Origin of the sequence: Janthinobacterium sp. SUN026 (assembly GCF_030397625.1) — a bacterium.
GTDB lineage: Bacteria > Pseudomonadota > Gammaproteobacteria > Burkholderiales > Burkholderiaceae_D > Janthinobacterium > Janthinobacterium kumbetense.
Window position 1 is genome coordinate 817,982 of the sequence record NZ_JAPQNU010000001.1, and the last position, 21,713, is coordinate 839,694.

Annotated in this window: 16 protein-coding genes; 5 read left to right on the forward strand and 11 right to left on the reverse strand. The window is 65.5% G+C overall.

The window, feature by feature from the left end:
- Positions 1-464 precede the first annotated feature (464 nt).
- Together OX459_RS03740 and OX459_RS03745 are read left to right on the forward strand one after the other, a co-directional pair.
- Positions 465-1,496, forward strand: coding sequence for an adenosine deaminase (locus OX459_RS03740; protein WP_289903880.1), 1,032 nt, complete (start codon positions 465-467; stop codon positions 1,494-1,496).
- Positions 1,497-1,517: 21 nt separating this feature from the next.
- A complete protein-coding gene (locus OX459_RS03745; protein ID WP_289903881.1) occupies positions 1,518-4,049 on the forward strand; it encodes an FtsX-like permease family protein in 2,532 nt (843 codons plus the stop codon).
- Here OX459_RS03745 and OX459_RS03750 read toward each other — a convergent pair.
- Entirely contained in the window at positions 4,046-5,053 is a 1,008-nt protein-coding gene (locus OX459_RS03750) for a response regulator (RefSeq protein WP_289903882.1), read from the reverse strand. The genes OX459_RS03745 and OX459_RS03750 overlap by 4 nt on opposite strands.
- Positions 5,054-5,056: 3 nt before the next feature.
- Entirely contained in the window at positions 5,057-6,355 is a 1,299-nt protein-coding gene (locus OX459_RS03755) for a HAMP domain-containing sensor histidine kinase (RefSeq protein ID WP_289903884.1), read from the reverse strand.
- A 152-nt stretch (positions 6,356-6,507) separates the two neighbouring features.
- Between OX459_RS03755 and cqsA the strand changes: the two genes are divergently transcribed.
- On the forward strand, positions 6,508-7,755 hold the full coding sequence (gene cqsA, locus OX459_RS03760; RefSeq protein ID WP_289903885.1) for an alpha-hydroxyketone-type quorum-sensing autoinducer synthase: 1,248 nt from the start codon (positions 6,508-6,510) through the stop codon (positions 7,753-7,755).
- Between the two features lie 5 nt (positions 7,756-7,760).
- Here cqsA and OX459_RS03765 read toward each other — a convergent pair whose 3' ends face one another.
- The 3 genes from OX459_RS03765 to OX459_RS03775 are packed head-to-tail and all read right to left on the reverse strand — an operon-like array spanning position 7,761 to position 9,893.
- Positions 7,761-8,228 (reverse strand): MarR family transcriptional regulator, encoded by a 468-nt coding sequence (locus OX459_RS03765; protein ID WP_306558421.1) that lies wholly within the window; start codon positions 8,226-8,228, stop codon positions 7,761-7,763.
- A 39-nt stretch (positions 8,229-8,267) separates the two neighbouring features.
- A complete protein-coding gene (locus OX459_RS03770) occupies positions 8,268-8,615 on the reverse strand; it encodes a GIY-YIG nuclease family protein (RefSeq protein WP_143451483.1) in 348 nt (115 codons plus the stop codon).
- 21 nt (positions 8,616-8,636) lie between these two features.
- A complete protein-coding gene (locus OX459_RS03775) occupies positions 8,637-9,893 on the reverse strand; it encodes an MFS transporter (RefSeq protein WP_289903886.1) in 1,257 nt (418 codons plus the stop codon).
- A gap of 132 nt (positions 9,894-10,025) precedes the next feature.
- Between OX459_RS03775 and OX459_RS03780 the strand changes: the two genes are divergently transcribed.
- The gene (locus OX459_RS03780; protein ID WP_034785429.1) at positions 10,026-10,421 is read left to right on the forward strand and encodes a group II truncated hemoglobin; all 396 of its coding nucleotides are present in this window, start codon (positions 10,026-10,028) and stop codon (positions 10,419-10,421) included.
- 5 nt (positions 10,422-10,426) lie between these two features.
- Positions 10,427-11,812 (forward strand): DNA recombination protein RmuC, encoded by a 1,386-nt coding sequence (gene rmuC, locus OX459_RS03785; RefSeq protein WP_289898665.1) that lies wholly within the window; start codon positions 10,427-10,429, stop codon positions 11,810-11,812.
- A gap of 12 nt (positions 11,813-11,824) precedes the next feature.
- On the opposite strand, the gene OX459_RS03790 is transcribed toward rmuC, so the two are convergent.
- From OX459_RS03790 to OX459_RS03815, 6 genes are all read right to left on the reverse strand, one after another.
- A complete protein-coding gene (locus tag OX459_RS03790; protein WP_289903888.1) occupies positions 11,825-12,724 on the reverse strand; it encodes an MHFG family PEP-CTERM protein in 900 nt (299 codons plus the stop codon).
- Between the two features lie 288 nt (positions 12,725-13,012).
- Positions 13,013-13,801 carry a hypothetical protein gene (locus OX459_RS03795; protein WP_289903889.1) on the reverse strand — a complete coding sequence of 263 codons (789 nt, stop codon included), beginning with the start codon at positions 13,799-13,801 and terminating at the stop codon, positions 13,013-13,015.
- Positions 13,798-15,657, reverse strand: coding sequence for a gephyrin-like molybdotransferase Glp (glp, locus tag OX459_RS03800; protein WP_289903890.1), 1,860 nt, complete (start codon positions 15,655-15,657; stop codon positions 13,798-13,800). Before glp ends, OX459_RS03795 begins: the two co-directional genes overlap by 4 nt.
- Positions 15,658-15,719: 62 nt before the next feature.
- Positions 15,720-16,841: a GTP 3',8-cyclase MoaA gene (moaA, locus tag OX459_RS03805; RefSeq protein WP_289903891.1), complete on the reverse strand. Its 1,122-nt coding sequence runs from the start codon at positions 16,839-16,841 to the stop codon at positions 15,720-15,722.
- 29 nt (positions 16,842-16,870) lie between these two features.
- Entirely contained in the window at positions 16,871-18,208 is a 1,338-nt protein-coding gene (gene chrA / locus OX459_RS03810; protein WP_289903893.1) for a chromate efflux transporter, read from the reverse strand.
- Positions 18,209-18,296: 88 nt separating this feature from the next.
- A complete protein-coding gene (locus tag OX459_RS03815) occupies positions 18,297-21,413 on the reverse strand; it encodes an Rne/Rng family ribonuclease (protein ID WP_289903895.1) in 3,117 nt (1,038 codons plus the stop codon).
- Between the last annotated feature and the right edge of the window lie 300 nt (positions 21,414-21,713).

Here is a 21,713-nt window from a genome sequence, read left to right on the forward strand (position 1 = left end):
TTTCAAGCCCGGCTGTCTTTGCGAGTCCGGATTGCCCGGACCAAAAAACTGGCGCTTGATGCCGTGTGCTGACGTGGCCAGCCGGCTTTTTTTTCACTGTTGATAGCGCTTGCTGCACCTACCATTACCCCATGAAATTTATTATTGCTCTAAAGGATCAGGAAGTCAAAAGATATGTCGGCATATCCTTAATACTTGTTTGTAAATTGTTGATTTAATTGGATAAATCATCAAATTTTTCATCGGTTCCAATGAACTTTTGTATACCTTTTAAACCATCATACGACAATTCGCCAGCGCGTGCCGGAGCCGGCCATGGCGCTGCCGCAGCCTGCGCCATGGCGGCCTGGCGCCGGTGAGGCTGGCCATCTTGCGCTAAGATGCCTGCATGTCTGATGGCCCTGCGCGCCGCGCGTGCGCGTGCGCGAGCCAGCATTTTTATCGTCACCCTATAAGGAACACCCATGATGAACCCCCAATTGCGCGCGATCGTCCGCGGCATGCCGAAGGCCGAACTGCATATCCATATCGAAGGCTCGCTGGAGCCAGAACTGATTTTCGCACTGGCAGAGCGCAATGGCGTGCCTCTGGGCTATGAATCGGTGGAACACTTGCGCAGCGCCTATGCTTTTACGGATTTACAGTCTTTTCTCGACATTTATTATGCTGGCGCAAGCGTGCTCTTGAAAGAGCAGGATTTCTATGACATGACGCAAGCCTACCTGCGCCGCGCCGAAGCCGATAACGTGCTGCACACGGAAATCTTCTTCGACCCGCAAACCCACACGGCGCGCGGCGTGCCCATTGCCGACGTGATCAACGGCATCCACCGCGCCTGCCAGGACAGCCCCGTCAGCGCGGCCCTGATCCTGTGCTTCCTGCGCCATTTGAGCGAGAAAGAGGCGTTCGAGACGCTGGAAGACGCCTTGCCGCACCGCGACAAATTCATCGGCATCGGCCTCGATTCCTCGGAAGTGGGCAACCCGCCCGAGAAATTCTCGCGCGTGTTTGCCCGCTGCCGCGAACTGGGCCTGCACCTGGTGGCCCACGCGGGCGAGGAAGGCCCGCCGGCCTACATCCGCACGGCGCTCGACGACTTGCAGGTCGAACGCATCGACCATGGCGTGCGCTGCCTGGAAGACGCGGACTTGACGGCCTGCCTGGCGCGCGAACAGATCGCCCTGACCGTCTGCCCCTTGTCGAACACCAAGCTGCGCGTGTTCGACCAGATGCACGACCATAACCTGGTGCAATTGCTCGACGCGGGCTTGCTGGTGACGGTGAACTCGGACGATCCCGCGTATTTCGGCGGCTACATGAACGACAATTTCGACGCCATCTTCGATGCGCTGCCGCTGGGCCTGTCCCACGCGCAACGCCTGGCGCGCAACGGTTTCATCGCCGCCTTCCTGCCGCAGGCGCAGAAAGACGCCTTCCTCGCCACCGTCGATGCGTATTTCGCGCAGCACGCCGCCGCCCACGGCAGCGCGCAGTAACTCTATAAAGACCCGCCGCCCATGTTCCGCCTCTCCCTGAAAATGACCGGCCGCGACTGGCGCGCCGGGCAACTGCGTTTCCTGCTCGTCGCGCTGATCGTCGCCGTGGCGGCCCTGTCGGCCGTCGGCTTCTTCGTCGACCGCCTGCGCGCGGGCCTGAACCGCGACGCGCACCAGCTGCTGGGGGCCGACCTGGTCATCAGCGCCGACCAGCCCGTCAATGCGGCCTGGCGCGCGGAAGCGCAGAAGCGCGGCTTCATCCTGGCCGACACGGTGACGTTTCCCAGCATGGCGCAGGCGGGCGAGGGCGAGCAGTCGCTGTCGCAACTGGCCTCCATCAAGGCCGTCTCGCCCGGCTACCCGCAGCGGGGCAAGCTGAAAATCACCACCCAGGTTAGCGAGGCGCAGGATGCCGTCGGCCGGCCAACGGACCAGGTGCCGGCGCCCGGCACCCTGTGGGTCGATGCGGCGATTCTGTCCAGCCTGAACGCCAAGCTCGGCGATACGCTGACGCTGGGCGACAAGGCGTTTACCGTCACCCAACTGATCGCCAGCGAGCCGGACCGCGGCGCGTCCTTCCTCAACTTCGCTCCCCGTGTGATGCTGCCCTTGAGCGACCTGGCCGCCACGGCGCTGGTGCAGAACGGCTCGCGCGTGTCGTACCGCTTGCTGTTGTCGGCGCCGCCCGCCAAGGCGGGCGAGCTTGCGCAATATCAAGCCTGGCTGGAAAGCCAGATCAAGACGCAGGCGATCAAGGGCGTGCGCATCGAATCGCTGGAATCGGGCAGCCCGCAGATGCAATCGACGCTGGATCGCGCCGACCGCTTCCTGTCCCTCGTCGGTTTGCTGTCGGCCATGCTGGCGGCCGTCGCCGTGGCCATGGCGGCGCGCCGCTTCATGCTGCGCCACCTGGACGCCTGCGCCATGCTGCGCTGCCTGGGGCTGACGCAAAACCAGGTCACTGCCATGTACGTGATCGAATTCTTATTGGTGGGCCTGGCCGGCAGCGTGGTTGGCGTGATGGTGGGTTTCGGCGGCCACCTGGTGCTGCTGGAGCTGCTGGGCAAGCTGGTGCAGAGCGACTTGCCGCCCGTGTCCATGTTGCCCGCCCTGCAAGGCGTGGCTACCGGCATGCTGTTGCTGCTCGGCTTTGCCCTGCCGCCGATTTTGCAGTTGCGCAATGTCCCCCATAACCGCGTGATCCGCCGCGAGCAGGAGCCGCCGCAGGCGCTGGCCCTGGCCACCTACGGCCTGGGCATCGCCGCCTTCGTCGTGCTGCTCCTGTGGCAAGCGGGCGACGTGAAACTGGCCCTGCTGACGGCGGCCGGCTTCCTGGGCGGCTTCGCCCTGTTCGGCCTGGCCGGCTGGCTGGGCATCCGCTCGCTGAAAACCCTGCGCGGCGCCTTCAATCACCAGGGCTGGCGTTTCGCCGTCACGTCCCTGCAGCGCCGCCCGGGTGCCACTGTCATCCAGGTGGTGTCCCTGGCCTTGGGCCTGATGGCCTTGCTGCTGCTGACGGTGGTGCGCGGCGACTTGATGGTGGCCTGGCGCAACGCCACGCCGCCGGATGCGCCGAACCGCTTCATGATCAATATCCTGCCGGAACAAAAAGACCCGATCGCCGCGCGCCTGGCCCAGGCCGGCGTGGCCAATGCGCCCTTGTATCCGATGATACGGGGGCGCCTGGTAGCCGTGAACGGCAACACCATCACGGAAACCACGTATGAGGACGACCGCGCCAAGGGCCTGGCCGACCGCGAATTCAACCTGTCGACGATGGCCACGATGCAGGAAGAAAACAAGCTGGTGGCCGGCAAGTGGTTCGGCAATGCGCCGGGCGCGCCAGCCGAGGCGTCGGTGGAAGAAGGCATCGCCAAGACCCTGAAGCTGAAGCTGGGCGACAAGCTGCGCTTCGACATCGCCGGCCAACCCGTGGAAGCGGCCATTACCAGTTTGCGCAAGCTGGAATGGGGTTCGATGCGCGTCAATTTCTTTGTCATCATCAATCCGGCCGCCATGGCGGACACGCCGCAGACGTGGATCACGGCGTTCCATCTGCCGCCCGCGCAGGCCGACCTGGGCAATGCCTTGCTGCGCGACTACCCGAATCTGACGGTGGTCGACGTGGGCGGCGTGCTCAAGCAAATCCAGGGCGTGCTGGACCAGGTGGTGACGGCCGTCGAATTCCTGTTTGCCTTTACCTTGGCCTCGGGCTTGCTGGTGCTGTATGCGGCCTTGATGGGTTCGCAGGACGAGCGCACGCGCGAAGCGGGCCTGCTGCGCGCGCTGGGCGCCACGCGGCGCCAGCTGGCGCAGGCGCAGCTGATCGAGTTTTCCCTCGTCGGCGCGCTGGCCGGCCTGCTGGCGGCCTCGGGCGCGGCGGCCATGGGCTGGGCGCTGGCCACGTACCAGTTCAAGTTTGCCTGGAGCTTCGCGCCCGGCGTATGGGCCTTTGGCTTGCTGGCCGGCGCCCTGTGCGCGATCGCCGGCGGCTGGCTGGGTTTGCGCAATGTCCTGAAACATCCGCCGCTGCAAACCTTGCGGGAAAGCTAGGCGCCCACGCTGTCGTCCGCCTGCGCGCGTAAAAATTGCGCGTAGGATATGACCGGCTGGCCCAGCTGGTGCGGCGGCACGTCGAACAGGGCCCAGAAATAGGTTTCGCGTCCCAGGCAGATGGTCGGCGCGGCGCAGTAGCGGAACCAGTTTTCGCCGATGTGCGCCGCATACATGCCGTCGCTGTCGGCATCGGAAAAGTACGGGATCACGCGCATTTCCAGCAAGGCCAGCAGCAGGGACTCGGGCGCGTCGCTGTCGCGCGCCATTTCGTACTGCGTGTGCAGGCTGCGTTCCGTCTCTATGATCATCAGGCGGGCCTGGCCGTCGCGCGTGAAAAACAGGATGCCGCAGGGATTCGGGAAAATATAGAACTCGACAAAGCCATGGCGCCGGCACAGCTCCTGCACGACGGCGGCCATGGCTTCGTCTTGCAGGAAACTATAGTCGTGCAGCAATAGCAAGTCGCGCACCGTGTCCGACTGCTGCAGGAAGAATTCGCGTTGCAGGGAAACGATTTCCTGTTCCAGGATATCGAGCGCATCGTCGTCGCTCTTCTTGATGTAGCGGTCGATCAAGCCCCGGTTGAAGGCCGTCACGGCCACTTTTTCATCGGCCGCGCCCGTAAATAAAATCTTCTTGCACGGCAAGTCCCGCACGGCCTGGCAGAATTCCAGGCCATTCATCTGCGGCATCGAATAATCGACCACCAGCACGGAAGGCACGGCAAAGCGCTGCGCCTGGCCGCTGATGCGCCAGATGCGTTCGAGGTCGAGCGCCACGTTGCGCTGGTCGCGCGGCAGGTTTTGCGTGTCGAAATTGACGTGCAGCGGCGTCTCGCCCGGCTGCGTGCTGTGGCGCAGCCAGTGCAGCGCGCTGCTGGTGTCATGAAAGGTCAGGCGCGCCAGCGCGGGGTCGAGCTGGAACGCCAGGCTTTTCAGGAAGGAATCGCTGTCATCGATCAATACGGTCAGGGTCGGATGGGAGTAGACGGGCAGTTGCATGCATCACCTTGCGGGGGAAGAGGGTTGTAAGCGGGCAGGCAGGGGCTGGGGAAATTCCAGGATGAAAATCGCATACGCATGCTCGCGCGACACGCAGCGGATGCGCGCCTGCCAGGCCGTGATGATCTGCCGGCACAGGGCCAGGCCGATGCCGCTGCCGTTGTGCACGGGATACGAATAAAAACGCTCGAAGATCAGCGGCAGGCGGTTCTTCGCGATGCCGCAGCCCGTGTCGATGAACAGCAGCCTGGGCACGGGGCGGGCGCCGTCGATGATGATGCGCACGCGGCCCTTGCCGGCCCGCTGGATGGCTTTCAGCGCGTTTCTCAGCAGGTTCAGCAGGATCACCACGCACAGTTCGTCCTGGCCGGCGAACTGGAAGTCGGCGCGCACGTCCACCTTGACGCGGCTGCGCTGGCTGTTGCCGGTGAATGGGTAGCGCTTCAGCACGGAATTCACCATCGCCAGCATCGACAGCGCCTGGCTGGGCTGCAGGTTGCGGTTCACGGCGCTGGCGCTCATCAGGAACAAATCGATCATGTGCTGCATGTGGCGCACTTCGAACTGGATGCGCGACAGGGCTTCCTGCAACGGCGGCAAGTCGTGCGTCTGGCCGGCCAGTTGCGGCAGCAGCCGGCGCATGCCCCGCACATTGGCTTCCACGCTGGTCAGCGGCGTGCGCAGCTCGTGCGCCACGGAACCGAGCCCGGCGGACAGGCCGGCCAGCCGCTCCAGTTCCAGCACCTTGCTGCCCACTTTCACCACGGACAGCGCGGCTATGGTGAACCAGTGCACGGGCAGCTGCTGCAGCACTTCACGCTGCAGCAGGAAGTCGCCTTCCCCCTGCAGGATGACGGCCAGGCAGGCGGTGCTGGTACCGATCAGGTAGGCGCGGCAAGCCAGCTTCGTTTCGAAATGAAACAGCACGACGAGGCCGATCAGCAGCGATTCGCTCCAGATGGACGACGCGTGGTTCATCAGAAACATGAAGGTAAAGAAGAAGGGCAGGATGTAGCTGAGCGCGAACAGCAGGTAGCGCGACAGCCAGCGGGCCGAGAAGTGGCGCGCAAACAGGCCGACCGCGCAGATGCCCACGCCCGTCAGGCGCAAGGTCAGGTTTTCATAGGCTTGCGGAAAAAAGTAATTCCACAGCAGGTAGTACAGCGGCATCGCCACCGTGCCCACGGCGGCCAGCATGGCGACCCTGCCGGCCAGGTTTTCATGGGGCATGCGTTCATGCAGCAGCGAATGGAGCAGGCGCCTGCGCCAGTGTGTCCATCGTCCTTGCAATTGCTGCGTCATGACTCTGCCTTGATTCTCTTCAGAACATTATCATCGCGTAAATTTTCCTGGTTGAACGGTTATCTCATCGGACATTGATATACGTCAATGGATGGGTTCGCGAGACGGTCAAGGCTTTAAGCCGCAGCAAACCTTTCCCTAGGAGAAAACTCATGACCATCGCTACCAGCTTGCACGCCCCATCCTTCGTCCGCGCCGAACACTGCTTGCCAGACTACATCGTGCGGCGCATGGATGCGCACCACGTCACGCGCATCGAAAAATTGCTGGGCGGCCAGCATCCCCATGCCTGGCAACCGACACCCGCCCATGCCATTTTCCTGGCCGGCAATGACTACCTGTCCATCGCCGCCGAGCCGGCGCTGGTGGCGGCCCAGGTGGCGTCGCTGCAGGCGAATGCGGGCGGCATGCTGATGTCGGCCGTGTACTTGCAGGAAGGCAGCGAACAGCACCGGCTGGAAAGCCGGCTGGCCCGCTTCATGGGCAGCGAGGACGGCATCCTGGCGCAGTCCGGCATGGCGGCCAACGTCGGGCTGATCCAGTGCATCGCCAGCCCCGGCATTCCCGTCTACCTCGACATGCAGGCCCACGCCTCGCTGTGGGAAGGCGTGCTGTCGGCGCAGGCCCAGGCCGTGCCCTTCCTGCACAACGACATGACGCACTTGCGGCGGCAAGTGGAAAAGCATGGCCGCGGCGTGATCGTCGTCGACGCCCTGTACAGCACCAACGGCAGCCTGGCGCCGCTGCTGGAATTGCTCGACATCGCCGAGCGCAGCGACTGCGTGGTGGTGGTCGACGAGTCGCACTCGCTGGGCACGCATGGCCCGCAGGGCGCGGGCCTGGTGGAGGCGTGGGGACTGGGCCACCGCGTGCATTTCCGCACGGCGTCGCTGGCCAAGGCCTTCGCGGGCCGCGCCGGTTTCATCAGCTGTTCCAGCCGTTTCAAGGGCTATTTTTTGTCCGAATCACGGCCCGCCATCTTCAGTTCCTGCCTGCTGGCGCATGAGCTGGCGTGGCTGGGCGCGGCGCTCGATTTCATCATGGCCGCCGATGGGCGGCGCGCCACCCTGCAACGCCATACGCTGCAGGTGCGCGCAGGCTTGCGTGAACTGGGCTACAACGTCAGCGATGGCACGGAGCAGATCATTGCGCTGGAAGCGGGCGGCGAACCGGCCACCCTGGTCCTGCGCCAGGCGCTGGAACGGCAAGGCATTTACGGCGCCATGTTTTGCGCCCCGGCAACGGCGAAGAACCGCGCCCTCGTGCGCCTGACCCTCAATGCGGGGCTCGACGGGGCGGCCATCGAGCGGGTGTTGGCGGGCTGCGCCGCCATCCGCGCCGAAGCGGGCGTGGAACACTGGCCGTCGACGCGGCGCCTGCGCAGGCTGGCGCTGGTGTAGCGTCGTCAGCCGGCCAGCCGGCCCAGGAGGGCTGAAAGCGCTCCCAGCTGTTCTGCCGGCGCATCCTGCAGCAATTCGCGCCCCACCGCCTGCGCGGTGGCGCTCGCATGTCCCAGCAATTCCTGGCCGGCGGCAGTCAGCACGGCATAGCCGACGCGGGCGTCGCGCGCATCGGCCTGGCGCGCCACCAGGCCGATCTTTTCCAGTGGCATCAAGGAACGCGTGACGCCCGAGGCCGTCAACGCCAGGCGCTCGGCCAGGTCGATGCGGCGCAGGCGCGCACCGGGCGCGCGCTGCAGCTGGTACAGCAATTGATAGTCGCTGAAGCTCAGGCCATGCAAATTGCCCAGGGCGCTGTCGAAGCGGCGCACGATGAGCGCCTGGGCGCGCGCCAGGCGCAGGCAAAAGTCCAGCGCGCCATCGGCGTCCGGCGACGGGAGAGTGTGATCGTTCATGGCGTCCATTTTATCCATTGCGAAATGCTTGAGTACGCAAGTGTAAAGCAATGCCGCTCAATACAGCGGCTGGCCTTGCTCCAGCCACTGTGCGCGGTGCAGTTCCAGCAGGGCGCCCAGTTCGGCGTCCGCATCGAAGGCGGGGTCGTCGGGCAGCTTGAGCGTATCGATGACGGCGCAGGAAAAGGCCGCCGCGCCGTCGCGCCGCCAGTCCGCCTGCAGCAGGGCGTTGCGGTGCTTGCCCAGGTTCAGCTCGAAGCGGTGGCGGTTCAGCATGCCGGGCGCGTTGCGGCTGCTGTCGAGCAAGGTGCGCCCGCTGGGCAAGTGCCGCAAGGCGATGATGCCCAGCGGCGGCGGCTGTTGCCGGTAGTGCGCTTTCAATGTTGCCTGTCGTGTCTTGTCCATGTTTTACTTCTCCCATGTCGTTTATTTAATCGTTTCCGGTCCGGCGATGCGCGGGATGGCGGTAAATAATGCCGCCGCCACGGCGGCTGCCAGCAGCAGGGCGCCGCCGCCGCAGAACAGCTCGCCAACGCTCAGGTGGCGCAGCAGCGCGCCCGTGGCCGCCGCCGACAGCGGCGCCAGTCCCAGGAAGATGCCCATGAACAGGGCCATCGCCCGGCCCAGCATGGCGGGCGCCACGCGCCGCTGTATCCACGTAAAGATGGCCACCTGCAAGTAGCCGCCCAGCAACCCTGTCACGGCCAGCAGGGCCGCGCCTTGCCAGGCCGAGCTGATTTGTCCCAGCGCCATCAGCAGCAGGCCGACGACCGCGTCGACGAGCAGCAGGGTGGCGCCGAAGTGGCGGCGCAGCCAGGCGCCGCCCAGGCTGGACGCCAGCATGCCGGCCAGGGTGCCGGCGCCATGCGCGCCCATCAGCAAACCCAGCGCGGAGGCGCCATGCAGGCGCTCGCTGGCCAGCACGGGCAAGGCCACTTGCAGCGGCCCCATGACGAAGAACGCCACCACCGCCCAGTACGCATAGCAGCTGCGCAAGGGAAGGTCGCGCCACACCATGGCCAGGCCCGCCGCCATGTCGCGCCACATGCCCTGCGCCGCCGCGGCCAGTGGCCGCAGGCTCACTTGCCGCAAGGTCCAGGCCGAGAACAGGAACGTCAGCGCATCGATGGCAAAGGCGGCGGCCAGCGCCGCCATGGAGGTTTGCTGCGCGCCATCGTGGGCGCCGAGCACGAGCGCCGCCAGCAGGGGGCCGGCCAGCAGGGACAGCTGGCGCGCGCCCATCTGCAAGCCATTGGCGTTCTGCAGCGATTGCGGCGGCACGGCTTGCGGCAGGATGGCCGTGCCGGCGGGAATGCCGAAGGCGGCCGCGATACCGAGCGCCAGCGCGGCCGCATACGCGAGCGCCAGGCTGGCCTGGTCCAGCAGCAGCAACCCCGCCAGCGCCAGCAGGATGGCGGCGTTCGCATATTTGCTCAGCAGCATCACGCGCCGGGGCGAATAGCGGTCGGCGATGGTGCCGCCCAGCAAAATCAGCACGGCGCGCGGGGCGCCCATCAGGGCCACGGCGATACCCAGGCTGAGGCTATCGCCCGTCAGGCTCAGCACCAGCCAGGGCAGGGCCAGCATGCTGAACTGGTCGCCCAGCATGGAGACGAGGCCGCCGCCCAGCAGCCAGCGGAAGTTGGTATTGCGTAGCAAAGGAGGTTCTGCGGTGGTGGGCATGGTTGACCTGTCCGTGTTTAAAGATTGCATGGTAGTTGATGAAAGCTTGAGTAGTCAAGTATATTGTTTTTTATGCCGGCAGCGGAAGCTGGCGACGCATGGGCCGCCGGCGCTTGCGCTATCATGGCGGCCATGACTGATACCACTGCCCCCACCCTCTACGAGACCATCGGCGGCGCCCCCGTGCTGCGTGAAATGGTCGACCGTTTTTATGACTTGATGGAACTCGAAGCCGAGTTCGCCGGCATCCGCGTCATGCATCCGCCTTCGACGGACGGTTCGCGCGACAAGCTGTATTTCTTCCTGACGGGCTGGATGGGCGGCCCGGACTTGTATATCGAGAAATTCGGCCACCCGCGCCTGCGCGCGCGCCACTTGCCCTACGCCATCGGCACCAGTGAGCGCGACCAGTGGCTGCGCGCCATGGCCTGGGCCATGGAAGACACGGGCATCGAAGAGTCCTTGCGCGTGCGCCTGATGGAATCGTTCTATCAGACGGCCGACTGGATGCGCAACAAACCTGACTGACACCCATGAGCCCAATCGAGTTTTACAGCCTGCTGGGCGCCGCCATCGTCGCCATCGTCCTGTTGCTATTGATCTTGCTGCGCCCCCGTGGCGCGGCCGGCGATGGCGCCACCACCCTGGCCCTGGTGCAGCAGCACCAGCAGCAAAGCCTGGAACGCATCGACCGGGTCGAGCGCGAAGTGCGGCTGCAACTGCAGGCGTCGGCACAGGCGACGCGGCAAGACCTGGCCACCAGCCTGGCGCAATTCCAGGCGGCGACCCTGCAGCAGCTCGACAGCCTGCGCACGCAGATGCAGGCGCAGGGAAAAGTCGGGCGCGAGGAACAGGCGCAAAGCCTGGCGCGCTTTGCCGACAGCACCAACCAGACCCTGGCGCAGCTGACGGAATCGAATGCGCAGCGCATGCTGGAAGTGCGCGCCACGCTGGAAAGCAAGATCCGCGACTTGCAGGCTGACAATGGCGCGCGCCTGGAAGAGATGCGCAAGACGGTCGACGAGAAATTGCACGCCACGCTGGAAACGCGCCTGACTGCCTCGTTCCAGCAAGTGTCGGAGCGGCTGGAAAAAGTCCACCAGGGCCTCGGTGAAATGCAGCAGCTGGCGCTGGGCGTGGGCGACCTGAAGCGGGTGCTCACCAACGTCAAGACGCGGGGAACATGGGGCGAAGTGCAGCTGGAAATGCTGCTGGAGCAGGTACTCACTGTCGACCAGTACGCGAAGAACGTGGAAACCTTGCCGGGCAGCGGCGCGCGCGTGGAATTCGCCCTGAAACTGCCGGGCCTGTCCGATGGCGGGCCGCCCGTGTGGATGCCGATCGATGCGAAGTTCCCCAAGGAACAGTACGAACGCCTGGTCGAAGCGGCCGAGCGGGCCGATGCGGACGGCGTGGCCCTGGCCGGACGCGAGCTGGAACGGGCCGTGCGGGGAGAAGCGAAAACCATCGCGGACAAATACCTGGCGCCGCCGCTGACCACCGACTTTGCCATCCTCTTCCTGCCCACGGAAGGCTTGTATGCGGAAGTGTTGCGCCGCCCGGGCCTGGCCGATGAATTGCAGCGCGTGCACCGGGTCAGCATCGCGGGGCCATCCACGTTGACGGCCTTGCTCAACAGCCTGCAAATGGGTTTCCGCACTCTGGCGCTGGAAAAGCGCTCGTCGGAAGTGTGGCAAGTGCTGGGCGCCGTGAAGACGGAATTCGGCAAGTTCGGCGACGTGCTGTCGCAGACCCGCCTGACCCTGGAAAAGGCGGCGAAGAATATCGAAAGCGCGGAAGTGCGCAGCCGGCAGATGGCGCGCAAATTGAAATCCGTGGAAGCCTTGCCGGGCGAGGCGGCCGCCTTGCTGCTGGGTAAGGCGGACGCGGGGCTGTCCGCCGAAGCGGACGGCGAATAGCACCGCCGCCGTTCAGGCCGCCGCCGCAGGCCGGCGGCGCAGCGTGGCGCAGACGGTCAGCGCGAGTCCCGCCAGCAGCATGGCCCACGTTTGCGGTTCCGGCACGGCGGGCAGGACGGACAGGCCGGTGGGCGGCAGCGAAGGCAGCATGACGGTGGGGTTGAATGGCTCGACGATGATGCTGCTGCCGCGCGGTGGCTGGCCACCGCCTATGCCCGACGGCAACATCGTGTCGCGGCTGCCGCGCACGAAATCGAAGCCCAGCAGGGGCAGGCCGGCCACCACGGCCGGCGGCGCCGCGCCTGTGAGCGAACCGCCATGCGCGGCGACGGGATGCTCGATGACGGGCACGCCCATTGCCGCCGGCGCGGCCGCTGCCGGCGTTGCACCGCCAGGCGCGGCGCCAACCGGGGCCGCACCAGCGCCGCGCGGCCCGGCCGCCGCCTGCGTGATGCGGCTGACATTGCGGCACACGGTGGGCACGAGGATGCAGGCGCCCTGCACGCAGTACACGAGTCCCCTTTCCTGCATCTGCTCGCTCCAGCCTGCCCGCGTGACATTGCGGCAGACGCGGCCTGGGCCGAAATGCATGTCGCTGATGCGCGCATCGTAATTGCCCTTGCCGCGGATGGCGTCGCGGCTGATCACGACGATTTCATCATACTGGCGCGCGCGCATGCGCGCCTTCAATTGCTCGCGCACCTGCGGCGCGATGTCCGGGTACCTGTCCACGGCGGCCACGACGTCGCCCATGAACGGGTCGGCGCCGGGGCGGTTCCAGCTGCAGTTGTCCAGCACGGCGGCCCGAGGGGCCCCTTTGGCGTAGGCGGGCGGCGGCGCGAGGGTCAATAGGCCAAGCAGGCAAGCCGCTCCCAGCATGCTGGCGCCCGCGTTCCAAGAGCGGTGTCTCATTATTAGTTTCCTCGTGAAAACAATATCAAAATTGAACTTTTCGTATAAGTTCGGATGTTATCACCTAAGAAACTTCAATATCAACAAATAAATAAAATAATTACAATTAGTGTTGTGTTTGTTGATATGTTATTTAAAGAAATAATTAACATTTTTATCTCAATAGCCGAGCAGTTTCCGGGAAGAAAATTGATTGCGAAGGGGCAATGCAAACGGCCCGCGTAAGGCGGGCCGTTCGGGAGGGGAAGCTTGGGGATGCGCCGCCGGCGGCGGCGCGGCAAGGGATGCTTAGATGCGGCCCGGGCAGGCTTGCGTATCGAAGGCGGGATAGCCGATGGCGGGCAGCTTGTGCAGCCAGGTGCGCATCAAGGTGCGCGCGCCTTGCGCATCGTACTGCCGCCCTTGCTGCAAGTCGGCGGCGAGCGTGTCCAGCTCTGCGCAGATCGATTGCTTGCCGGCCTGGGCCGCCAGCAGGGAGGCCAGCAGTTCCGGCAGCACGGACGCCGCCGGCGCCGCCTGGCGCGTGGCGCGGTAGTGCTGCCAGTAGCGCCCGGCGGCATCGCCATCAAAGCTGGGGACGAAACCGAACGTGGCGTCATCGCGGTGCAAGCGGTACACGGTGGGAAAGTAATGCGGGCCCGTCAGTTCGCCAGGAAAGCGGTCGCGCCGCAGGACGTCGATGGCCAGCGATCCGTCGCGCTCCATGCGCACGGGACTGGGCGCATCGTACTGGTCCACGCTCACCATGGCGGGTGAGTTGCCTTGCATGAAAATGATCTTTTGCGTGTAATGGCGCCCGCCCAGATGGCCGCACAGGGCGACGAAGCGGTCGTCGAGGGCGGTGACGGCCGCAACGGCGCCGCAGCCGGGCCGCAAGGGCGTGTTTTCCTGCCACACGAGCGCCTGGTCGCTGGTGCGCACGAGGCGGATGCGGCCCACGGTGTCGCCGTGCAAGTCACCGTGCGCATCCTCGATGTGTTCGTCGAAGCGCACCGTGTAGCCATTGCTGTGCACTTCGCCGGCGTATGCCGTCATGCCCTGCAGCAGGGCCAGTGCCAGTGCCAGTGCCAGTTTCATACCAATCCCTGGAACAGCACGATATCGACCAGGTCGCCTGCGGCCACGTGGCCTTGCGCTTCGTGCAGCACGATCATGCAATTGGCTTGCGTCATCGAGCGCAGGATGCCCGAGCCTTGCGCGCCCGTCACGCGCACGTGCTGGCTCCCGTCCGCACCGCGCTCGACGATGCCGCGCTGGTATTCCGTGCGGCCCCGTTTCTTGCGGATCGGCGCTTGCGCCGCCACTTGCAGCAGCGGCAGGGCGGACGTGTCCGCGTCGGCGCCCATCAGGCGCAGCAGGGTGGGGCGGGCGAGGAAATAAAACGCCGCCATCACGGCGACCGGGTTGCCGGGCAGGCCCAGCAGCAAGGCCGATTCGCCTTCGCTGGCAATCCGCCCGAAGGCCATGGGGCGGCCCGGGCGCATGTTGATTTGCCAGAAGGCCACGTCACCGAGGCGCGCGAGGATGTCGCGCGTAAAATCGGCCGCGCCGCTGGACACGCCGCCCGAGGTGATGATGACGTCGGCCGTGGCGCAGGCGCCGCGCAGGGCTGCTTCCAGCGCTTGCGGATTGTCCTTGACGATGCCCATGTCGAGCACTTCGCAGCCGAGGCGCGTCAGCATGCCCAGCAGGGTGTAGCGGTTGCTGTCATAGATGCAGCCCGCGTCGAGCGGCTCGCCGATCGAGCGCAATTCGTCGCCGGTGGAAAAGAAGGCCACGCGCAGGCGGCGGCGCACGGGCACCGTGGCGATGCCCAGCGAGGCCAGCAAACCCAGCTCGGCCGGTCCGAGTATCTTGCCTTGCAGCAGGGCCGGCTTGTCCTGCATCAAGTCTTCGCCCTTGAAGCGGCGGTTGTCGCCGGCGCGGATGCAGTCCGGTGCCACGGTAATGCTGGCGTCGCCCGCTTGCAGCACCAGTTCCTGCGGCACCACGCTGTCGCAACCGTCGGGCATGACGGCGCCCGTCATGATGCGCGCGCATTGGCCGCGTCCGATTTTGACTGTGCCGGGACGCCCGGCCAGGATGGTGTCGACCACGGCCAGGGTCACGGGGGTGTCGCCGCCGAGGTCGGCGCCAAGGTCAGCTCCGTAAAGCGCATAGCCATCCATGGCGGAATTGTCGTGCGCGGGCACGCTGATGGGCGAGATGATGTCGGCCGCCAGGATGCGTTCGAACGCTTGCGGCAGCGGCAGTTCCTCGATGTCGGCCACGGGCGCGACCGTGTCGGCCAGGATGGCTTGCGCCATCGGCACGGACAGGCCCTGCGCCTGCAGGGCGGCCAGCTCGTCCGGCGTATTGATGTTGCCGAATGCACTATTGTTTTCGAAGAGCACTTCGGCCAGTTTCAAGGGGCCGTGCCAGGTGCGCATGCGGCGTTCACCGCCGCGCAGATAGGCATCGAGCTGGGGCAGGGCGGATGTTTTTACCAGGCAAAAGACGGGGTGGGGGCGGCGCACGACCGCTCCCGTCGTCGCATCGATTTCCTCGGTGACGGCGATGGCCAAGTCGGCATTGTCTTGCGTCAAACCGGCGGCCAAGCGCGCCGCCAGGTCGGGCGGCAGCAGGGGCGAGTCGCACGGCACGGTGAGCAGATAAGGCGTGTTGGCGTGCTGCATGCCGCTGTGCAAGCCGGCCAGCGGACCCAGCTGGCCTGGCAGCACGTCGGGCCACACGGGCAGGCCGAAGTGCGCGTAGTCGCCCGCATCCGCGTGGACGCTGAGGGCCAGCTGGCCCACTTGCGGCGCCAGGCGCTGGGCCACGTGGCGCGCCAGGGGCTGGCCATGCAGGGGCAGCATGCCCTTGTCGCGCTGGCCCATGCGCGTGCCGAGGCCGCCGGCCAGGATCAGGCCGGTAATGTCGTGTTTGTTGATCATGTCAGGTAGGAAAATTGGTGCATGCGCCATGGTAGCAGCGGCGGGCGCGTGCTGCGCCCGATTCAGCCGCCGATGTACGACATTTCCACTTTCTTTTTACCGTGCTCAAGCGCACCGCCCGTCAAATCCGTCTGGCTGGTGCGCAATTGCGAATAGCGGTCGCCGCGGCCGCGCCACAGTTGCGCCACGGCCGAGGAGATTTCCGCATCGCTGCGGCCGCCGCGCAGCAGGCTGCGCAAGTCGTGGCCGCTGCTGGCGAACAGGCACGTGTACAGCTTGCCCTCGGTCGAGAGGCGGGCGCGGCTGCACTCGCCGCAGAACGCTTGCGTGACGCTGGAAATGAGGCCGATCTCGCCGCTGTCATCGGCATAGCGCCAGCGCGCCGCCGTCTCGCCCGCGTAGTTCGGGTCGATGGGCAGCAAGGGCATGTGCGCGGCGATGCGCCGCACCACTTCCGCGGAAGGGATGACTTCCTGCAAGTTCCAGCCGTTCGAGGCGCCCACGTCCATGTATTCGATGAAGCGCAGGATGTAGGGCGTGCCCTTGAAGTGGCGCGCCATGGGCACGATTTCCTGCTCGTTCATGCCGGCCTTGACGACCATGTTGATCTTGATGGGCCCCAGGCCCGCCGCGTGCGCCGCATCGATGCCGTGCAGCACGTCGGCCACGGCGAAATCGACGTCGTTCATGCGCTTGAAGGTGGCGTCGTCGAGCGAGTCAAGCGACACGGTGACCCGGTTCAGGCCCGCATCCTTGAGCGCCTGCGCTTTTCTTGCCAGCAAGGAACCATTGGTCGTCAGGGTCAGGTCCAGCGGCTGGCCCGACGGCGTGCGCAGGTCGGCCAGCATGGCGATGAGTTTTTCGATATTCTTGCGCAGCAGCGGCTCGCCGCCCGTCAGGCGGATCTTTTCCACCCCGTGCGCGACGAACAGGCGCGCGACGCGCGTGATTTCCTCGAACGACAGCAAATCCGTGTGCGGCAGGTAGACGTGGTTCTTGTCGAATACGTCCTTGGGCATGCAATACACGCAACGGAAATTGCAGCGGTCGGTAATCGAGATGCGCAGGTCGTGCAGGGGCCGGCCCAGGCTGTCGGCCACGTTGCCGCTGGGGCTATCCAGCTGCGCGGGAATCGCCAAAGCCCCGTTGCGGGCTTCGGCGAGGTAGATAATCTTGTCAGCCATGAAAGGTGATACCACTTACGTTGAGTCGTTCAAGGCAGATACGATAGCACGAGGCCGAAGATGCCACAGGCGAGCAGCAATTTGATGGTGCCAACCTGAAACTTGATCAGCGCCACGCCGGCCGCCAGCGCGATGGCGATCGCCAGCCAGTCCCGGTGCGGCAGCGGGTTTTCTTGCCAGAAGACATGGCGGCCAAAGAACAGGGCCAGGCTGGCAATGACGCCCACCACGGCCGCCGAGATGGCCGTCAGGGGCGCGCTCAGGCGCAGATTGCCGCGCGACGCTTCCACCAGCGGCGCGCCGGCCAGGATGAAGATGAACGAGGGCAGGAAGGTGAACCAGCTGGCGACGAGCGCGCCGCACACGCCCGCCAGCCACAGCTGCTCCCCTGTCACGGCGTGGCTCCAGCCGCCGACAAAGCCGATGAAGGCGACGATCATGATCAGGGGGCCGGGCGTCGTTTCGCCCAGCGCCAGGCCATCCATCATTTGCGCGCTGGTGATCCAGTGGTAGTGCTCGGCGGCGCCTTGCACCAGGTAGGGCAGCACGGCATACGCGCCGCCGAACGTCAGCAGGGCCGCCTTGCTGAAAAACATGCCCATCTGCGCCAGCGGCTGGTCCGCGCCGCCCGCCAGCGCCAGGCCCAGCCAGGCGAGGAAGGCCAGGGCCAGGCCCACGGCGGCCGTGCCAAGCAGGCGCGGCCAGCTGAAGCGCGCGTGCTCCGGCGTGGGCGTGTCGTCATCGATCAGGGCGGCACCGTAGCGGGCCGCGCCGCCGTGCGAGGCGCCGCCGACATGGAAGTGGGCCGGCAGCCAGCGGCCGCCCGCCATGCCCAGCAGGGCTGCGGCGAGCACGATCAGCGGAAATGGCAGTCGTAGCGCGGCGATGGCGACAAATGCACCGGCCGCGATGGCGATCAGGCCGGGGCTGCGCAAGGTGCGCCGGCCCAGGCGCCAGGCGGCCGCCAGCACGATGGCGACGACGGCCGGCTTGACGCCGTACAGGATGCCGGCGATGGCGGCCACGTGGCCATACGCCATGTACAGCCAGGACAGGACGATCAGCAGCAGCAGCGAAGGCAGCAAAAACAGCAGGCCCGCCACCAGGGCGCCGCGCGTGCGGTGCATCAGCCAGCCGATGTAGATGGCCAGCTGGGTCGCTTCCGGCCCCGGCAGCAGCATGCAGTAATTCAGGGCGTGCAGGAAACGCTGTTCGGAAATCCAGCGCCGCTTTTCCACCAGTTCCGCATGCATCATGGCGATTTGTCCGGCCGGGCCGCCAAAGCTGACGCAACCGAGCTTGAGCCAGTACCAGAAGGCGCTGCGCAGGCTGACGGGGGAGGGAAGTTGGTTGGCGTTCTCGTGCATGGCGGCTGGCTGGCAAAGTTGGGGACGTAAAAAAGGGGAAGCCTGAGCTTCCCCTTTCATCATCGGCGGCTGGGCGAACCCTGCACGCTTATGGACGTTGCGTGTTGACCTGGATCAACGGCTCATCCGATTGCGGCGGCAATGGCTTGCGTTCGCGCGGCTTGCGTACCGGAGCGACTGCCTTGGCGGCCGCTTCCTGCGCCAGGCGCAGTTTTTCCGGATCGGTGGCAGCCAGGGTCAGGCCGGCCGAACCGAGCACTGCGCTCAAGTCCAGCGGCGCGGCCACTGGCGCGGCAGGTGCCGGGGCAGGCGCGGCGACAGGTGCCGGCGCAGGAGCAGGAGCAGGAGCAACTTCGGCAACTACCGGCGCGGCTTCCGCCACGACAGGTGCCGCTTCGGCTACCGGCGCTTCTTCCACCACGACGACCGTTTCCACGACAGCAACTGCTTCCACGACTGGCGCCGCTTCGACGATGACTTCCGCTGGCGCAGGCGCAGGTGCAGGTGCGGCTTGCGCTTTCTCGGCGAAGCTGTACTCGGCAACCGGTGCCGGTTCAGCAGCGGCTGGTTCAGCTTGCGCTGCAGCAACGACGGCTTCGACAGGGGCTGCCGGCACGATCACTTCAGCAGCTGGGGCAACTTCTGCGGCAGGAGCTGCTTCTTCGACCTTGGCGATGTCCACGACCTTGGCCACTTCCACCACTTCCACCACTTCAGCCACGATGGCTGGCGCGGCTTCGGCGGCAGCTTCCACTGGCGCGGCAGCGACAGCGGCTTCCGGCGCCGGAGCAACCGTAAAGCTGATCACTGGCGCATCCTGGCCTTCGTTCTCGCCATTTGCCGATTCGATCAGCTCGCCCGTTTCGCGGTCGCGGCGGTTGCGGTTGCGGCCGCCACGACGACGGCGGCGGCGCGGTTCTTCGCCTTCCACGTCGTTTTCCGTCTCTTCGCCTTCAGGACCGGCATTCGCCGGTGCTTTCAGCAGGTTGGCCGGTGCGGTGTCGGATTCAGGGCCGCTGGACGGTACGACGACGTTCACTGCGCTGGCGGTGGCGCCAACCAGTGCCAGCTCTTCAGCTTTCACTTCAGCAACAACAGCCTTGTCGGCACGCGGTTCGCGGCCTTCGCGTGGCTGGCGTGGCGGACGTTCGGCACGTTCCGGACGCTCGGCGCGCTCCGGGCGTTCCGCGCGTTCAGGACGTTCGCCCCGTTCGCGTGGCGCTGCCGTTGCATCGCCGCCTTCGCGTGCTTCACGCGGTTCGCGTGGCGGACGCGGCGGACGTGGCGGACGGGCCGCTTTTTCCAGTGCTTCCGCTTCTTTCGCGGCATCGTCCTGGGCTGGACGGCCCTGGCCAGGTTCGCGCTCTTCGCGGCCAGGCTTGCCGTTGCGGCCACGGCCACGCGGGCCACGGCTGTTGCGGTCGCCGCGGTCGGCGCCGGCCGGCTTGGCTGGTGCGACTGGGGCGGGTGCCGGTGCCACCGGTGCCGGGGCGCCGGTGAAGAAGCTGATGATCTTGGCGATCAGGCCCTGTGGTGCGGCAGGCGCGGCCACTGGAGCCGGTTTCGCTTCGACGGGCTTGCGCTCGACCAGCGGTGCCGGCTGGTCAGGGGTGATCGTCTTGACGACGGCTTCCTGGCGCGGCTTGGCTTCTTCCTTCTGGCGCTTGCTGTACGCCATGTCGGTTTCAGCGCTTTCGGCCAGGTTGTAGCTGGCCTGGCTGTCTTCCAGACGCGGATCGTCGTGCTTGATGCGTTCCAGCTTGTAGTGCGGCGTTTCCAGATGCTTGTTCGGGATCAGGATCACGGCGATGCGGTGGCGGTTTTCGATCTTCAGCACTTCGCCGCGCTTTTCGTTCAGCAGGAAGGCGCCCACGTCCACGGGCACTTGCACGTGGATGGTGGCCGAGTTTTCCTTCATCGCCTCTTCCTGGATGATGCGCAGCACCTGCAGGGCGGACGATTCCGTATCGCGGATGTGGCCGGTGCCGGAGCAGCGCGGGCACGTCACGTGCGAGCCTTCGGACAGCGAAGGACGCAAGCGCTGGCGCGACAGTTCCATCAGGCCGAAGCGGGAAATCTTGCCCATTTGTACACGGGCACGGTCATGGTGCAGCGCATCTTTCAGGCGCTGTTCCACTTCGCGCTGATTCTTTGCCACTTCCATGTCGATGAAGTCGATGACGATCAGGCCGCCCAAGTCGCGCAAGCGCAGCTGGCGGGCCACTTCTTCGGCCGCTTCGCAGTTGGTGTTGAAGGCGGTCGTCTCGATGTCCGAGCCGCGCGTGGCGCGGGCCGAGTTGACGTCGACGGAGACCAGCGCTTCCGTATGGTCGATCACGATGGCGCCGCCCGATGGCAGCGGCACGGTGCGGCTGTACGCCGTTTCGATCTGGTGTTCGATCTGGAAGCGCGAGAACAGCGGCACGTCGTCGCTGTAGCGTTTCACGCGGTGCACCATGTCGGGCATCACGTGGCTCATGAACTGGTGCGCCTGATCGTAGATCTCGTCGGTGTCGATCAGGATCTCGCCGATGTCGGGCTGGAAGTAGTCGCGGATGGCGCGGATGACGAGCGACGATTCCTGGTAGATCAGGAAAGCGCCGTTGGCCGACTTGCCGGCGCCTTCGATGGCGCGCCACAGTTGCATCAGGTAATTCAAGTCCCACTGCAGTTCATCGACGTTGCGGCCGATGCCGGCGGTGCGGGCAATGACGGACATGCCGGCTGGCAAGTCCAGTTTATCCATGGTTTCGCGCAATTCCTGGCGCTCTTCACCTTCCACGCGGCGCGATACGCCACCGCCACGCGGGTTGTTCGGCATCAATACCAGGTAACGGCCGGCCAGCGAGACGAACGAGGTCAGGGCGGCGCCCTTGTTGCCGCGCTCTTCCTTTTCCACCTGGACCATGATTTCCTGGCCTTCGCGCAGCGCTTCCTTGACGGAGGCGTTACGCACGTCCACGCCTTCGCGGAAGTACGTGCGGGCAACTTCCTTGAAGGGCAGGAAGCCGTGGCGGTCTTCGCCATAGCTGACGAAGCACGCTTCGAGCGATGGCTCGATGCGCGTGATCACGCCCTTGTAGATGTTGGATTTGCGCTGTTCGCGCCCGGCTGTCTCGATATCGATGTCGATCAGTTTTTGTCCGTCGACAATCGCTACGCGCAGTTCTTCTTGCTGCGTGGCATTAAACAACATGCGTTTCATTTTTATAACTCCGCGACCCGTAGGCCATCTCAAAGCCGCTTCCGGGGAAGCGGCGAAGTACAGGGATATATGCGAGAACGGGAGTGCTGGCGGGGGAAATGCCTAGGCGTGCGGAGCAACAACGCGTACGAGGTATACGTTACGGCCGCAACAGGCGCGGTGAGGTCGATCGTCATGCCGAGTGCACAGGACACCTGCAACTCATCTGAAGCAGCCCGGATGTCGGGGGCAGAGAATGCAAGTGGTCAGCAAATTCAGAGCCAAATCGTAAGCCGGCTCATTACAGGGATCGCGATGGCG